A 15,291-nucleotide genomic window follows, 5' to 3' on the forward strand; every position below is an offset into this window, starting at 1 on the left:
CGCCGCCAACCCTAGGCGGCCGACGGCGTCCACTGTTCGTGGGATCAAAGGTCCGCAAGGTGGTCGTCGTGCTCTGCGCCGTGGCGCTCGGTGCCGTGTTCGTGCTGGTGGTGGTGCGTCTGGTCGGGCTCGACGCGGGTACGCCGTTCGCGCTGCCGATCTCCGGGCTGCCCTTCGCGGCGGTCGGAACCGTGATCGTTCTTCCGGCGTTGCTGGCACTGCGTGCCAAGTGGCTCTCCGTCGCAGCGGCGGCTCTCGTGGCGTTGCAGGTGTTGTGGCTCGCGCCGCGCTTCGTCGCCGACGGAGCGGAGGTCGCCGCCGACGCGCCGAGGCTGCGGGTCGCGACCAGCAACTCCCTGCACAGCAACGTGGACCCGAGAGCACTGGTGGAGCTGGTTCGTTCGCAGCGCGTCGACGTGCTCGCGGTGCAGGAGCTGGGCCCGAACGGCGTGCGACTGCTGGACGAGGCGGGCATGCGCGAGCTGATGCCGCACCGCGAACTCCACCCGGAGATCGACACCTCGATCTACTCGCGGCTGCCGCTGAGCGCGGGCGGACTCGTGAACCAGCCGACGACCTGGCCGCAGACCACCGCGACGGTCGTGGTCGGCGGGCATCCGGTGCGCATCATCGGCGTGCACACGCTCTGGCCGGTGGAGAAGCCCGCCGCGTGGACGGCCGACCTCCGCGCACTGCGGGCCGAGGCCGGGCCGAACGTGGTGATGCTGGGCGATTTCAACGCCACCTTGGACCACACGCCCATGCGCGAGCTGCTCGCAGCGGGTCTGGCCGACGTGCACGCGGAGCTCGGGCGCGGGTGGGCGCCGACGTGGCCCGCCGACCGCCCGGTGATCCAGATCGACCACGTGCTGCACGGCCGGTCGCTGCGCGCGGTCTCGGCCTCCGAGCACACGCTGCCCGGGACCGACCACCGCGCCGTGGTCGCGGAGCTGGCCTACCAGGCCGAGGGCGCGTAGTCCTTCATGAAGCAGCCGAAGATGTCCTCGCCCGCCTCACCGCGCACGATGGGGTCGTAGACCCGCGCGGCGCCGTCCACCAGGTCCAGCGGGGCGTGGAAGCCCTCCGTGGCCAGGCGGATCTTGGTCGGGTGCGGGCGCTCGTCGGTGATCCAGCCGGTGTCCACCGCCGTCATCAGGATGCCGTCGTTGTCCAGCATCTCCTGGGCGCTGGTCCTGGTGAGCATGTTCAGCGCGGCCTTGGCCATGTTCGTGTGCGGGTGGCCCGGCCCCTTGTAGGCGCGGCTGAACTGGCCCTCCATCGCGGAGACGTTCACGACGTACTTGCGGCGCGCGGTCGAGGCGGCCATCGCCGGGCGCAGCCTGCTGACCAGGATGAACGGCGCGGTGGCGTTGCACAGCTGGACCTCCAGCATCTCCAGCGGCTCGACCTCCTCGACCTTCTGCGTCCAGCTGTTGATGTCGTGCAGGTCGGGGACGAGCCCGCCCGCGTCGATCGCGGTGTTGTCGGCGATGCGCTCCAGCGAGGCCGAGCCCGCGCGCAGCGCCAGGCTGGTCACGTCCAGGTGGTTCTTGCTGGTCAGCTCGGTCAGCGCCAGCGGGTGCGCGTCGCTGATGTGGCCGAAGGCGATCATCTCCGGCAGTTCGCCCGCGGGCAGCGGGTCGGACTCGGCGGCCACGAGCGGGGCGTAGGAGCCGGGGGAGCGGCGCACCGTCTGCGCGGCGTTGTTGATCAGGATGTCCAGCGGCCCCTGCTCGGCGACCGAGTCGGCCAGCGCCACCACCTGCGCGGGGTCGCGGAGGTCGATGCCGACGATGCGCAGCCGGTGCAGCCAGTCCGCGCTGTCCGGCATCGCGGCGAAGCGGCGGACGGCGTCGTTGGGGAAGCGCGTGGTGATCGTGGTGTGCGCGCCGTCGCGCAGCAGCCGCAGCGCGATGTACATGCCGATCTTCGCCCGCCCACCGGTGAGCAGCGCGCGGCGCCCGGTGAGGTCGGTGCGCGCGTCGCGGCGGTCGCGGTTGAGCTTCGCGCACGGCGGGCAGAGCTGGTGGTAGAAGGCGTCGACCTCGTGGTAGCGGTTCTTGCAGGTGTAGCAAGCGCGGGCGCGCAGCAGGGTGCCCGCCGTGGCTCCGGTGACGTTGGAGACCAGCGGGATGCCCTCGGTCTCGTCGTCGATGCGCGTGGGCGAGCCGGTCGCCGTCGCGGCGGTCACCGCGTTGTCGGCGGCCGTCACGGCGTCGCGCCGGATCGTGCGCTTGCGCTTCTTGACGCCCTTGTACAGCCGCGATGTCGCGCGCTGGAGCCGGACGACGTCCGGGTGCTCCGGCGGCAGCTCGTCCGCCTCCGCCAGGACCTTGAGGCATTCCTCAAGCCTCGCCGGGTCGATGCCCACCGTGTCCACGTCCGCCGTCGCCATAACCACTTACCGTCGTCTCGAACCCCGTACCTGCCGGAAAGACTGTACGGGGTCCGAGACGACACCCAGGTCAGCCGGTGTGCAACCGAAGCCCGTAGGCGTTGAGCACCTCGGTCAGCGGCTGGAACCAGGTCTCACCACCGGAGTTGCAGTCGCCCCAGCCGCCGGAGGTCATGCCCTGGGCCTGGTCGCCGGTGACGAACGAGCCGCCGGAGTCGCCGCCCTGCGCGCACGCGCTGGTCTTGATCAGCTGGTGCACGAGCTGGCCGTTGCCGTAGTTGACCGTTTCGTTCTTGGCCAGCACCTGGCCGCAACGCCAGTGCGTCGTGGAGCCGGAACGGCAGATCGAGCTGCCCACCGGCGCCTCCCACTGGCCGCGCACGAGCACGTCGGAGACCGCGCCCCAGCCCAGCACGACCGGAACCGTCCACCAACCGTTGCCCGTGCGGACGAACGCGTAGTCGTTGCCGGGGAAGGAAGATCCGGCGAACTGGCCCTGCGCCGACCAGTCCCAGCCCTGTGTGTTGGCGCCCGTGCCCGCGCAGTGGCCCGCCGTCACGAAGCCGCCGTGCACGGAGAACCCGATCGAACAGCGGACGTAGCCGCCCGACACCGGCACGTAGTACGGATCGCCGCCCACCGTGCCCGCCGCGTAGGTCTTCGGCTGCGCGGCGTTCTTGCGCACCGTGACGGGTCCGGCTTTGCGAGCTTCGGCGAGGAACGCCTCGACATCAGGCGTTTCCGCGCCCACGGTCACGACGACGCTGCCCGACTTGGGGTCCGGGTGCCAGCTGTGCACCGCGTCGGGCGCCTTCGTCGTTTTCGCGACGCCGTCGATCCGGCTCTGCGCCGCGTCCAGCTCGGCGGCGGTCCGGCTCACCCTGGCGACCTCTGCCCCGGTCGCACGCACGGCGGCGGCAGCCTTGTCGTCGGTCACGCCGACGACGAGCCTGCCCTTTTCCGGGTCGAACCAGGAACCGCCGAACGCCTTTCCCGCTGCTTGTTCGGCGGAGGTTTCGATCTTGCGGATCTCCGCTTCCTGGCGGATGCGCTGCTGCGCCTGCGATTCGGTCATGCCGAGATCGCGCTGCATCGCTGAGACGAGGCCCGGAGATAGTTCTTGGGCGGTCGCCGGGACCGTTAAGAAAGCGGTCATGGCTAACACGGACATGCTGAGGATGACGTGCCGCTTCATGGTGCTCCTCATACGTGGCAGGGAGATGAGGGGCGCATACCCGGCGCGGCGGCATCACGTCGGGGCTGGCTCGTGCACTGGGAAGATTAACTGCCGACAGTTGCCAGTGGCTACCGAACCAACGACCGAACAATCGCGAGTGCTTCGGTCACCCTGGACGGTTCGGTTCGGTGGCTCAGCACGCACATCCGCAGCAGATAGTCGCCGCGCAAACGTGTGCTGGACAGGAAAACCCTTTCCGTCGCGTTGATGCTCTCCAGTAAGCGTCTGTTCTCCGCATCGCCTGCTCCGTTCAGCCGAAAGACGTTCACCGTGAGGTCCGGCTTCAGCGGAACGTCCACTTCGGGCAGGGCGCTCAGCTCGCGGTGCACGTCCTCGGCGAGGTCCAGCTTCTGGTCGAGGGCGTGGCGGAACGCGGCGACTCCGTGCAGGTGCAGCGGCAGCCACATGCGCAGGCCCCGGAACTCCCTCGTCAACTCCGGCCCGAAGTCGCAGTAGTCCGGCGGCCACGGGTCGCGTTGGAGATCTTGGAGGTAGGTCGCGTCGACCGTGTGCGCCGTGCGCAGCGTCGCCGGGTCGCGCACGAGCAGGACTCCCGTGCCGTAGGCCAGGAACATCGTCTTGTGCGGGTCGATCGTGATCGAGTCCGCGCGCTCGACGCCGCGCAGCTTCGCCCGCCCGCGCTCCGTCAACTGGAACCCGCCGCCGTACGCGCCGTCGACGTGGAACCACAACCCGTGCCGCTCCGCGATCCCCGCGAGCGCGTCCAGCGGGTCGATCGTGCCCGTGCTCGTGCTGCCCGCCGTGCCGACGATGAGGAACGGCTCGCGTCCCGCCGCGCGGTCGGCCGTGATCAGCTCCTCGGCGACGTCCGCGTCCATGCGCTGGTCCTCCGTCACCGGCACCATCCGCAGCTGGTCCGCTCGGAGCCCCGCGATCCGCGCGGCCTTCGCGACGCTGAGGTGCGTGTGCTCCGTGACGTAGATCGTCCCGTTCTCGGGCGTTCTGCTCTCCCGGGCCGCGACCACCGCCGCGAGCGTCGCCAGCGAGCCGCCCGTGGTGATCACTCCACCCGCGCCGTCCGGCAACCCGAACTCGCGGCAGAGCCACCGGATGACGCTGTCCTCCATCGCCACCAGGTCCGGCGCCATGGACGCCACGCCCGTGAACCTGTTGACCAGCAATGACAAGAACTCGCCCAGCGCCGAGGACACCAACCCGCCCGCCGGGAAGTACGCCAGGTACCCCGGCCCCGCCGTCTCCACCGCGTTCCGCGCCGCACTCTTGAACGTCTCCAGCAGCTCCGCGAAGTCCCCTGGTGTTTCCTCCGGCCCGTCGTACTTGACAGCCGCCGTCACGCGGGACGCGGGCGCCGTCGGCAGCCCCTCCAGGAACTCCGCCGCGAAGTCCCGCGTCGCCGCCATCATGCTCGCCAGCTGGTCCCGTTCAGGATCGAAGATCATGTCTGCCAGGCTAGAAATCCCAGGTGGACCCCGTCTTGTACGTTATTGCACCCTGCATTGTGAGTTCATGCAGGCGTGAATCCGTCGATCGGGTTCCAATGGTCCGCTTGCGCAATTGTGATTCGAGTCGGGTGTTAGGTTATTCCGTATTGCGCGTCGATTCGCGCGCAAATACGTTTCACATTCTGGAGTAGTTGATGATCACGCTTTTCGCGCGTCCCCTCGCCGCAGCCGTCGTCGGTGTGGCGGTCGCTTCTCTGAGCCTCGTCGTGCCCTCCGCGCAGGCCGCCCCGACCGTGACTGCTGACTGCGCGGCGACTCACACCACCTACGGCCCGGCCAAGGCCAGCCACGACGTGAAGATCAGGCCGAACCCGGTCAAGAGCGACGCGAACAGCCTCGGAACGATCACGAAGGGCCAGACCGTCACCCTGGTGAACGGGCATTGGGACAAGCAGCTCGGCCAGTGCACGTACTTCGTTCGCGACGGCGAGAACCACCGCGCATGCTCCAACGAGGACAACACCTGGTACCAGACCGTGTGGGTTGCCGAGAAGAACAGGATCGGCTACATCCCCGCGCCCTGCCTGCGCGGCTGATTCTTTTCTGCGCTCACCGGCCGCGGAGGTAGGCGCCGGGGGCGACGCCGAGGATGCGGCGGAAGTGGCGGGAGAGGTGGGCCTGGTCGACGAAGCCGACTTCAGTGGCGGCGTCGGCCGGGCGGGTGCCGGAGTCGAGCAGGGCGCGGGTGCGGCGGACGCGTTCCTGGTTGAGGTAGGCGTGCGGGGGCAGGCCGAAGCGCTCGCGGAAGCCTCGGAGCAGGGTGAAGCGGCCCAGGCCGACTTCGGCGGCCAGTTCGTCCAGGCTCGGGGGCGCGCTCATCCGGTCGAGGAGCACGTGACGGGCGCGGTCAAGTGCTCGGTCGCCCGCCCTCCGCTGGACGGGTTCGCGAGCCTGAGTGCCGCGCGTCTGCCACAGGAGCTGAACTGCCTGGTACAGAAGCGTTTCTGAGGCCAGGTGCTCGGAGTGCTCGGCGGAGCGGTGTGCGGCGAGGACCGCTGAAGCGACGGCGCGGTCGTAGCTGGTCTCGGCGGTGAAAGCGGGAGTTCCGGTCGGACCGCCGAGTTCGCGCACGACGTCGGACACCAGCGAGACGGTCGGGTAGAGCACGCGGTAAGCCCACCCGGCGGAGTCGGCGGCGTGGCCGCTGTGCACCTCGCCGGGGTTGATGCACGCGATGCCGCCCGCACCGATCGTCCGCGCGTCGGAGCGCACGAGCAGCAGCTCCGCGCCGCTCACCACGACGCCGACCGCGTAGGTCTCGTGGCTGTGCCGGGTGAACGCGTGCCGGACGAACCGAGCCGCCAACAGGTCGAGCTCGGGCACGCTCGGATGCCGCCAGTACCGCGCGGGCTCGGCCACCGCCATGAGCCCACAGTACGTTCGGCGGCCACCGAACAGTTCCCGCTCTACCGTCTACGCATGCTCGTTCTTCGGACGTACGACCAGGTCAGCGCCGCGCTGGCGGACCCGGACCTGAGCGTTGTGCCGCCCCCGGAGCGCGATTCCGCGCTCGGCTGGCTGCGCTCAGCCGTGTGCCGCTTCAGCTCCGGTGCCGCGCACGCGCGCCGCCGCGCCCTGGTCGAGGCGCCGCTCCGCGCGCTCTCCCCGGACGCGCTGCGGCGCCGAGCGAGCGGGCGCTCGCCGGAGACCGCCGCCGTGGAGGTGCTGGCCGAAGCCCTGGGCATCGCGGTCGAACCGGCAGTGGTGCTCGCGGCGGCGCGCGCCTACCTGCCGCCGGTGGAGCCGACTCCCGCCGACGACGCGGCGGTCGACAGCCTCATCGCGGCGCTGGGCGGGACGCGTGACGAGCCCACGGCTGCGCGCGCCTGCGTGCTGCTCCAAGCCGCCGCATCGACGGCCGCGCTCATCAGGAACGCCTTGCCGTACAAAGACTTCGGGACACCCGAGGCCGTGCTGACCGAGACGCTGAGGCACTCGCCGCCGATCCCCGTGATGCGCAGGCAACACCTGGACGGCACGCTGGTCGAGCTGGATCTCGTTGCGGCGAACCGCGATCCGGCGGTGTTCACCGACCCGGAGACCTTCGACGTGAGCCGGCCGAACAACCACGTGCACCTGATCTTCGGCGCGGGGCTGCGGCCCTGCCCCGGTGACAACCACGCGCTGGCGATCGCCGCCGGTGTCCTGGAAGGGAGTCCTCGATGACCGCCTTCGCCGATCTCCACCGACCCGGAGCACCGCTGCTGCTGCCGAACGCGTGGGACCACGCGTCAGCCGCCGCGCTGTTCGACGCCGGGTTCCCGGCGGTGGGCACCACGAGCCTCGGCGTGGCTGCCGCGCACGGCCTGCCCGACGCGACCGGTGCGGCGCGCGCCGAGACGATCGCGCTGACGAAACTGATCGCGAAGCTGCCCGGCATGGTCACCGTGGACATCGAATCCGGCTTCAGCGCCGATCCCGCCGAGGTCGCCGACCTGGCCGCGCAGTTGTCCGACGCAGGCGCGGTCGGGGTCAACCTTGAGGACGCCATGATCGATCCCCAGGTCCTGTGCGGGCTGATCGAGGCCATCAAGCGCAGAGTCCCCGGGCTGTTCGTCAACGCGCGCACCGACACGTACTGGCTCGGCGACTCCTCGCTGGAGGAGACCCTTGTCCGGACTGAGGCCTATGTGGACTCCGGTGCCGACGGGGTCTTCGTACCGGGCATGGCGAAACCTGAGGAGATCGCCACCGTGGTCGAGCAGGTCAACGCGCCACTGAACCTGCTCTTCCTTCCCGGCAAGCACACCGTCACCGAGTTGGCCGGGCTCGGTGTGAGCCGGATCAGCACCGGTTCGCTGCTCTTCCGCGCCGCCGTGCACGCGACCGTCGCCACCGCGCTGGCCGTGCGCGACGAGCACCCAGTACCTCCCGGCATCCCCGGATACGACGAGACCGTGAACATGCTGGGACTATGACCGCCGTGGGACCGGAACTCGCCGCGCTGGCCGGGCTGCTCGCCGACGAGACGCGGGCGGCCATGTGCCTCGCCCTGCTCGACAAGCGTGCGTGGACCGCCGGTGAGCTGGCCACACTGTGCGGAGTCGCCCGGTCCACCGCGAGCGAGCACATCTCCAAACTCGTCCAGGGCGGGCTCCTTGACGAGCGCCGTCAAGGGCGCCACCGCTACGTCCGCCTCGCCGACGACGACGTCGCGAGCCTGATCGAGACGATGTCCGCCCACGTGCGGCCCGCCCCCGTCTCCGGGCTGCGCCAGCACCGCGCGAGCGCCGCCCTCGCCAGGGGTCGCACCTGCTACGACCACCTCGCGGGCAGGCTCGGCGTGGCCATCACCGACGCCATGACCACGCGCGGCCTGCTCCGCCGCGACACCGGCTTCGCGCTCACCGACACCGGGGTCGACTGGTTCTCCGAGCTGGAGATCTCCTTGCCCAGCAGCGAGAAGCGACCGCTGGTGAAGCCGTGCCTGGACTGGACCGAGCGCCGCGACCACCTCGCCGGACCCGCTGCGGCGCAGTTGTGCCTGCTCGTTCTGGAGCGCGGGTGGGCCGTGCGGATCGGCTCGCAGCGCGCCGTGCGCGTGACCCCGCTGGGCCTGGCCGAACTGCGCGATCACCTCGGCATCGAGCCCGCTGAGCTGAACGAGGACGCCCCAACCTGACAAAGTTCGTGAAATCCGCGGCTCTACCGTGCACGATCGGGTCATGTCACCGAGTCGGTCAGCTGAGTCCTCCCTGCGTGGTCTTGCGCTGGGCGATGCCTTCGGGCAGACGTGGTTCGCGAGGGAGGGCGACCTGAGGAGGCGGCGGGTGGCGCCGGGGCACTGGCGGTGGACCGACGACACGGCGATGGCGCTCGCGCTGTTCCGGGTGCTGAGCGCGCACGGCAAGGTCGACCAGGACGCGCTCGCGGCGGAGTTCGGCGCGACGTACACGGCGGACCCGTACCGCGACTACGGCGCGACGATGCACGAGGTCCTCGCGGCTATCCACAGTGGACAGTCGTGGCGGGACGTGGCGCGGAGGCAGTTCGACGGGCAGGGCTCGTGGGGCAACGGAGCGGCGATGCGGGTGGCTCCGCTGGGCGCGTGGTTCGCCGACGACCTTGACGAACTCCTTGTGCAGGCCGGGAAATCGGCGGGCGTGACGCACGCTCACCCGGAAGCGATCACCGGCGCGGTCGCGGTGGCACTCGCGACGGCGCTGAGCGTGCGCGGGGTCGACAACGCGGACCTGCTCGGCGAAGTGGCGCAGCGGCTGCCGGAGAGCGAGGTGCGCACGGGGGTGCTCCGAGCGACAAAGATCGCCTTCGGCACGGACTCGCGCAACGCGGGCGCAACGCTGGGCACGGGGCGCCGGATCTCAGCGGTGGACACGGTGCCGTTCGCATTGTGGTGCGCGGCGCGGCACCTCGACGACCTCGTGGAAGCCTTGTGGGCCACGGCAGCCGCGGGCGGCGACGTCGACACGACGTGCGCGATCGTCGGCGGGGTCGTGGCGGCTCGCACGGGCCTGGACGGCGTGCCGCCGGAGTGGCTGGCCGCGTGCGAGCCGATCGACTGAACCTCAGGACCCCAGCGCCTCGCGAACGGCCTCTGGCGTGCGCGCGACACGGGCGGTGCCGTCCTCGGCGGTGATGATCGGCCGCTGGATCAGCTTGGGGTTGGCGGACATCGCCTCGATCCACTGAGCGCGCGACTCGGCCGTCCTCTCCCACGACTTCAAGCCCAGCTCGGCCGCGACGGGCTCACCGAGGCGCGCGATGTCCCACGGCTCCAGGCCGAGCCGCTCCAGCACGCGCTCCAGCTCCGCCACGCTCGGCGGGTCCTGGAGGTAGTGGCGGATCGTGTAGTCCGCGCCCTCGGCGTCCAGCAGGGACAGCGCTGACCGGCACTTGGAACACGCCGGGTTGATCCAGATCTCCATGCTCACGCGGAGATACTACGAGCCAGCTCGCCGCCGAAGCGCCAGGTCCGCTCCCGCGCGGCTTCCCCGCCGAGCGCGGTCTGCGACAGCACGACCTCCGTGGCCCCGGCGTCGAAGTACCCGCGGATCGCGGCGGCCACGCTGACCTCGTCGCCGATGAGGGCCAGATCGACGGCCTTCTCCACGCCGGAGCGCTCGATCACCTTCTGGTAGGAGGGAATCCCGTCGTAGAAGGCCAAGTTCTCCGCCAACCGCGAACGGGCCTCGTCGACCTCGTCGGTGATGATCGTCGGCACGAGGGCCACGATGCGCGGTGCGGTGGACGACGCCGCGGTGATCGTCGGCACGATGTGCTCGCCCAGCGCGCGCGGCCCGGCGAGGAACGGCAACGTCCCGTCGGCCAGCTCGCCGGTGGCGCGCAACGCCTGCGGACCCATCGCGGCGACGAGGATCTGCGGAGCGGGCTGGGCTCCCGCGACCGGGGAGGGCCACGGGGTGACCGCGGTCAGCGTCTCGCCGCGAACCTCGGCGGAGCCGGTCTCCAGGGCTTGGCGCGTGGCGGTGAGGAACTCCCGCAGCTGCGCGATGGGCCGGTCGTAGCCGATCCCGAAGGTCGGCTCGACGAGCCCCTTCGCACCGAGCCCGACGCCGAGCGAGAACCGGCCGTGCGTCGCGGCCTGCGCGGTCGCCGCCTGCGAGGCCACGAGGATCGGGTGCCTGGCGAAGATCGGGACCGCCGACGTGCCCACCCGCAGGCCCGGCACCTCGCGGCCGATCAGCCCGGCGACACCGATCGCGTCCACGTCGAAGCGCTGCGCGAACCAGGCGGAGCCCAGCCCGTAGTCCTTCGCCGCCCGGCCCTGCGCGACCAGGTCGTCCACCGCGTTGGGCCCGGCCGCGTCGAGGATCACACCAATCGTCATGAGACGGGAAACCGGCGCTGGCTCAGCGCGATTCCCCGTCTCACATCGTGGACGCTCAGAACGGCCATTCGGCCCGCTCACCCCGCTCCAGCAGCGGAATCATCGCGAAGCACTGGTCGCTCAGCCCGCCGAACACGTGCCGGTTCGGCACACCCCCGCGCGCGTGGCCGAGGCGGTGACCCGCCAGGTTCCACGTGTACAGCGGCGTCGACGCAGGCAGCGCGCGCTCGACATCGCCGCTGGTCGCCTGCTCGTCGGTCAGGATGACCACGCGGTCGTGCCCTGCGAAGTGCGCGCGCACCGCGTCCTCGGTGTTCGTGCCGCCACCGATGAAGTAGCCGCCGGTCATCCACCGCTCGACGGCGCGCAGCACCGATTCGCCGCTGGACAGCCGGAACGGCAGCCACCCCTGCGGATACCGGCTCAGCGGAGCCGAGAACGACACGATGTCGGCGTCAGCGCACCGGGACGCGAGCGCGATCCCGAAGACGGCCGCCGCGTCCCAGCGCAGCAGGTCGCTGTGCTGGGAGAGACGGACGTTCATCGAGCCCGAGGTGTCGACCAGGACGAGCGTGCGTCCCGGCAGCGCGGGCACTCCGGCGAGGGAGTGCTGCAACGCCTTCTCCAACGCCCACGCCCAACGCAGCGACGGCGCCGCGCGATGGGCGGACAGGAACCGCATCGGCAGCATCCGCGACCGCGCGACCTCGTCGGGATCAGCCAGCCGCGCCGCGACGCGCTCGGCGACCTCGTCGGAAACCCCTGCGGCGTCGAAGTTCCGCAGGTTCCGCGTGAGCGCCATCAGGCCCATCGACGGGATGACGGCCTCCCAGGCGCGCGCGTCCATCGGAGCCTGCAACCACCCCGACAACGCCTCCCAGGTGATTCCGGCCGCGCGCAACGCTTCCGGGTCCTCCAACAGCGCGGCGCGCTCGGCGACGGGCAGCGCCATCAGCTCCGCGCGCTTGGCCAACACCGGCAGGGACGCCGGGATCGGCAGATCGGGCTGGTGCGGCGCCTTGACGATGTAGCCGAACAGCTCGCGCTGAGCACGGGGGTGGGTGAGGTTCAGGACGTCCGCGAAGCGGTAGCCGCGCTCCGGCGAGTCCCACTTCAGGTAGCTGCGCTCGGTGACCAGGCGCAGCATCGCGTCGCCGATCCCGCGCTTGACCGGCATCGGCAGCGACCGCCCGAAGCGGGAAACCCAGTACGCCAACAGCTCTCCGGGCTCGTCGGCCCGCTGGAGCACCGAAGCGATCACCGCGCGGTTGCTGACGCCCTCGGTCACCGCGCCGGAGTCGAGGCGAGCCTTGACGAACTCCGCCGCGCCGACGATGGCCGCCGTGCGCATGTTCGCCGCGCTCCGCAACCACGCCAGGAACCGGGCCGTCCACTGTGGATCGATGAGTCCGACGGTGCGGACCAGTTCCGCGTAACGGGAATCGCGCTCGTCGGCGCTCTCGTAGAACGTGTACTGGCCGACCATGTTGCTGACGGCCAGCAGGAACAGCTCGGTCCTCGCGTCGCGCGCGTACAGCGAGCTGCCCTCGTGGGCGCGCACGCCGGACGTGTTGAACCTGGACATGGCACCCCCTACAAAGATGGACGAACGAGGCCCGAGATCAAGTCGGTGAAGGTAGAAGTCCTGTGCTCTACCAGTTGAGCTACCAGGCCGAAGCCTGAACGGGATTCGAACCCGCAACCTCAAGATCCGAAGTAACCCTCGCCTGCGCAACGGGCCTCGTTCGCGTTCATCCTGACCGAGGAGTCGTTGGGGCGCAAATCTATTTGTGTTCCTCCGCCGCGGCCTGGATGCGCGCGACGTAGTCCTTCCACCAGTTCTCGTCGCCGAGCTCGTTCTGCCCGCCGCCGCCCCGTCCGTCGATCATCTCGCGGATCACGTCCGCGTGCCCCGCGTGCTGCGCCGTTTCCGCCACGGTCCGGATGAGCACGTGCCCGAACGTGGTCTTCCTTCGCTTCTCCGGCCACCACGACACGCTCGCCGGAGCGTCCAGCCCGAGCGTGGCGATCGACTCGTCGGAGTGCCGCCATGCCGTCCGGTACAGCTCCACCAGGTACTCGCGGCTCTCGTCGGCCTTCGCCCACATGTCGCCGTTCTGCCACACCGAATCGTCCTCGATCCACGGCAGCACAACCGGGGCGGGGCGGCCGACCGAGTCGCCGAGGTAGCCGAACTCGATGCCGATGAGGTGCTTGACCAGCCCGAGCAAGTTGGTGCCACTGGGCGTCATCGGCCGCCGGACGTCGTACTCGGAGAGCCCGTCGAGGGAGCGGAGCAGGCTCTCGCGCGATTCCTGGAAGTAGCGCCGAAGATCGGCCGCGATGGCAGTCATGTCTCGCAGGTTAGAGGGTGGTGGCTGGTTCCGTGCGCCGGTTCCAGCGTGGGTTCGGCTTGACCTGGGGCCCCTTGCGCGTGCCCCTGGGCCTTGCAGGGGCACGGGATGAAACCCCGGCCCTCGCGAGAGCGTATGGCACGCGCACCCCAGGTAAAGCCTCGGTTGTGTTGTGCGGCTTGCGGTTTGGTGGGGCTTGCGTTCCTGAGGCTGTGGTGGGTGGCAGGGGTTTGCCAGTCTTCAAGTACGCCGAACCCCCGTCGCGGATGTCGTTAACTGCCGCAAACCCTTGGGCTACTTCGGTTGCGTTCTGGCCTGCCGGTTGAGGAGTTCGGCGAACGGGGTGACGTCGGCGTAGGGGTCGGGCTTGGGGGTGGGGGCACGGTGCGCGAGCAGGTCGGCAAGTTCCTTGCCCGCCAATGCGATCCGGCTCTCCAGGCCGCTCTCCGCGCCCCAGTCCGAGGTTGCCGCGTAGACGGCGGTGGGCACGGTGACGGCCCTGAGGTAGGCGAACATGGGCCGCAACGCGTGCTCCAACGCCAGCGAGTGCCGCTCGGTGCCACCGGTCGCGCCCATCAGAACGGGTTTGCCCACAAGGGAATCCGGCTCGATCACATCGAAGAACGACTTGAACAGGCCGCTGTAGGAGGCGTTGAAGATCGGCGTGACCGCGATCAGCGCGTCCGCGTCGGCGACCGCGCGCACCAAGCCGCCGAGCGCGCCGGTCGGCACTCCGGTGAGCAGGGCGTTGGTCACGTCGTGGGCGTGCTCGCGCAGGTTGATCACCTGCGAGGAAGCTTTGTGCGGCAACGAGTCGAGCGTGGCCGAGGCGAGCTTGGCGGCGAGCAGCCGCGTTGACGACTGCTCGCTCAGCCCTGCCGAGACGACGGCGATGGTGGTCATCGGGTGGGACCCGCCGGGACGTGCGCGGGGCGCAGCGCGGCGAACTCCTTGCGCAGCACGGGAACGACCTCCTCGCCGAGGATGTCCAGCTGCTCCAGCACGGTCTTCAGGGGCAGGCCCGCGTGGTCCATCAGGAACAGCTGGCGCTGGTAGTCGCCGAAAGACTCGCGGAAGGTCAGCGTCTTGTCGATGACCTCCTGCGGGCTGCCGACCGTCAACGGCGTCTGCTCGGTGAACTCCTCCAGCGACGGCCCGTGCCCGTACACCGGCGCGTTGTCGAAGTACGGCCGGAACTCCCGCACTGCGTCCTGGGAGTTCTTGCGCATGAACACCTGCCCGCCGAGCCCGACGACGGCCTGGTCGGCGCTGCCGTGACCGTAGTGCTCGAAGCGCTGGCGGTACAGGCCGATCAGCTGCTGGAAGTGCTCCTTGGGCCAGAAGATGTTGTTGGCGAAGAAACCGTCACCGTAGTAGGCGGCCTGCTCGGCGATCTCCGGGCTGCGGATGGAGCCGTGCCACACGAACGGCGGCTTTCCGTCCAGCGGGCGCGGCGTGGAGGTGAAGGAGTGCAGCGGCGTGCGGAAGCGACCCTCCCAGTTCACCGACTCCTCGCGCCACAACCGGTGCAGCAGGTGGTAGTTCTCGATCGCGAGGTCGATGCCGTCGCGGATGTCCTTGCCGAACCAGGGGTAGACCGGGCCGGTGTTGCCGCGCCCCAGCATCAGGTCCACGCGCCCGTCCGCGAGGTGCTGGAGCATCGCGAAGTCCTCGGCGATCTTCACCGGGTCGTTGGTCGTGATCAACGTGGTCGCGGTGGAGAGCACGATCCGCTCGGTGCGCGCGGCGACGTAACCCAGCAGCGTGGTCGGCGAGGACGGCACGAACGGGGGGTTGTGGTGCTCGCCGGTGGCGAAGACGTCGAGCCCGACCTCCTCGGCCTTGAGCGCGATGGCGACCATCGACTTGATCCGCTCGGCCTCGGACGGGGTCCTGCCGGTGGTGGGGTCGGTGGTGACGTCGCCGACGGTGAAGACGCCGAACTGCATGTCAGCTCCCAGGGCTCGACCAAGTAGTAGAACTTTCAACTACCCGTGCTCAACCCTACTCCT

Annotated in this window: 16 protein-coding genes; 6 read left to right on the forward strand and 10 right to left on the reverse strand. The window is 70.1% G+C overall.

Features of this window, described 5'->3' with window-relative positions; translation table 11 throughout:
* Positions 1 to 59 precede the first annotated feature (59 nt).
* Complete coding sequence (locus tag ABD798_RS01025; RefSeq protein ID WP_344870503.1) at positions 60 to 977, forward strand: endonuclease/exonuclease/phosphatase family protein; 918 nt, start codon at positions 60 to 62, stop codon at positions 975 to 977.
* Here the strand turns inward: ABD798_RS01025 and ABD798_RS01030 are convergent.
* The 3 genes from ABD798_RS01030 to ABD798_RS01040 form a co-directional block, all read right to left on the reverse strand.
* Positions 956 to 2,395, reverse strand: a complete 1,440-nt coding sequence (locus tag ABD798_RS01030; RefSeq protein ID WP_344870504.1) for an SDR family NAD(P)-dependent oxidoreductase — start codon at positions 2,393 to 2,395, stop codon at positions 956 to 958. The two genes, ABD798_RS01025 and ABD798_RS01030, sit on opposite strands and share 22 nt — an antisense overlap.
* Positions 2,396 to 2,465: 70 nt before the next feature.
* Complete coding sequence (locus ABD798_RS01035) at positions 2,466 to 3,590, reverse strand: S1 family peptidase (protein WP_344870505.1); 1,125 nt, start codon at positions 3,588 to 3,590, stop codon at positions 2,466 to 2,468.
* A gap of 110 nt (positions 3,591 to 3,700) precedes the next feature.
* Complete coding sequence (locus tag ABD798_RS01040; protein WP_344870506.1) at positions 3,701 to 5,053, reverse strand: pyridoxal phosphate-dependent decarboxylase family protein; 1,353 nt, start codon at positions 5,051 to 5,053, stop codon at positions 3,701 to 3,703.
* Between the two features lie 197 nt (positions 5,054 to 5,250).
* Here ABD798_RS01040 and ABD798_RS01045 point away from each other — a divergent pair, with 197 nt between their 5' ends.
* Entirely contained in the window at positions 5,251 to 5,652 is a 402-nt protein-coding gene (locus ABD798_RS01045; protein ID WP_344870507.1) for a hypothetical protein, read from the forward strand.
* 13 nt (positions 5,653 to 5,665) lie between these two features.
* On the opposite strand, the gene ABD798_RS01050 is transcribed toward ABD798_RS01045, so the two are convergent.
* On the reverse strand, positions 5,666 to 6,481 hold the full coding sequence (locus ABD798_RS01050) for an AraC family transcriptional regulator (RefSeq protein ID WP_344870508.1): 816 nt from the start codon (positions 6,479 to 6,481) through the stop codon (positions 5,666 to 5,668).
* 54 nt (positions 6,482 to 6,535) lie between these two features.
* Between ABD798_RS01050 and ABD798_RS01055 the strand changes: the two genes are divergently transcribed.
* The 4 genes from ABD798_RS01055 to ABD798_RS01070 are packed head-to-tail and all read left to right on the forward strand — an operon-like array spanning position 6,536 to position 9,639.
* Positions 6,536 to 7,282: a cytochrome P450 gene (locus ABD798_RS01055; protein ID WP_344870509.1), complete on the forward strand. Its 747-nt coding sequence runs from the start codon at positions 6,536 to 6,538 to the stop codon at positions 7,280 to 7,282.
* On the forward strand, positions 7,279 to 8,034 hold the full coding sequence (locus ABD798_RS01060) for an isocitrate lyase/PEP mutase family protein (RefSeq protein ID WP_344870510.1): 756 nt from the start codon (positions 7,279 to 7,281) through the stop codon (positions 8,032 to 8,034). The genes ABD798_RS01055 and ABD798_RS01060 overlap by 4 nt, the downstream gene beginning before the upstream one ends.
* Positions 8,031 to 8,738 carry an ArsR/SmtB family transcription factor gene (locus ABD798_RS01065; protein ID WP_344870511.1) on the forward strand — a complete coding sequence of 236 codons (708 nt, stop codon included), beginning with the start codon at positions 8,031 to 8,033 and terminating at the stop codon, positions 8,736 to 8,738. The genes ABD798_RS01060 and ABD798_RS01065 overlap by 4 nt, the downstream gene beginning before the upstream one ends.
* Before the next feature lie 43 nt (positions 8,739 to 8,781).
* Positions 8,782 to 9,639 carry an ADP-ribosylglycohydrolase family protein gene (locus tag ABD798_RS01070; protein ID WP_344870512.1) on the forward strand — a complete coding sequence of 286 codons (858 nt, stop codon included), beginning with the start codon at positions 8,782 to 8,784 and terminating at the stop codon, positions 9,637 to 9,639.
* Between the two features lie 3 nt (positions 9,640 to 9,642).
* On the opposite strand, the gene ABD798_RS01075 is transcribed toward ABD798_RS01070, so the two are convergent.
* The 6 genes from ABD798_RS01075 to ABD798_RS01100 all read right to left on the reverse strand — a co-directional run bounded on the left by ABD798_RS01075 (position 9,643) and on the right by ABD798_RS01100 (position 15,228).
* Complete coding sequence (locus ABD798_RS01075) at positions 9,643 to 10,002, reverse strand: arsenate reductase family protein (RefSeq protein ID WP_344870710.1); 360 nt, start codon at positions 10,000 to 10,002, stop codon at positions 9,643 to 9,645.
* Positions 10,003 to 10,004: 2 nt separating this feature from the next.
* Positions 10,005 to 10,925 carry a TIGR03564 family F420-dependent LLM class oxidoreductase gene (locus ABD798_RS01080; protein WP_344870513.1) on the reverse strand — a complete coding sequence of 307 codons (921 nt, stop codon included), beginning with the start codon at positions 10,923 to 10,925 and terminating at the stop codon, positions 10,005 to 10,007.
* A 55-nt stretch (positions 10,926 to 10,980) separates the two neighbouring features.
* Positions 10,981 to 12,510: a TROVE domain-containing protein gene (locus ABD798_RS01085; RefSeq protein ID WP_344870514.1), complete on the reverse strand. Its 1,530-nt coding sequence runs from the start codon at positions 12,508 to 12,510 to the stop codon at positions 10,981 to 10,983.
* 199 nt (positions 12,511 to 12,709) lie between these two features.
* On the reverse strand, positions 12,710 to 13,279 hold the full coding sequence (locus ABD798_RS01090; RefSeq protein ID WP_344870515.1) for a DinB family protein: 570 nt from the start codon (positions 13,277 to 13,279) through the stop codon (positions 12,710 to 12,712).
* 294 nt (positions 13,280 to 13,573) lie between these two features.
* Positions 13,574 to 14,182: an FMN reductase gene (locus tag ABD798_RS01095; RefSeq protein WP_344870516.1), complete on the reverse strand. Its 609-nt coding sequence runs from the start codon at positions 14,180 to 14,182 to the stop codon at positions 13,574 to 13,576.
* Positions 14,179 to 15,228 (reverse strand): LLM class flavin-dependent oxidoreductase, encoded by a 1,050-nt coding sequence (locus tag ABD798_RS01100; protein WP_344870517.1) that lies wholly within the window; start codon positions 15,226 to 15,228, stop codon positions 14,179 to 14,181. The genes ABD798_RS01095 and ABD798_RS01100 overlap by 4 nt, the downstream gene beginning before the upstream one ends.
* Positions 15,229 to 15,291: the final 63 nt, after the last annotated feature.

Origin of the sequence: Allokutzneria multivorans, from assembly GCF_039537405.1 — a bacterium.
Lineage (GTDB): Bacteria > Actinomycetota > Actinomycetes > Mycobacteriales > Pseudonocardiaceae > Allokutzneria > Allokutzneria multivorans.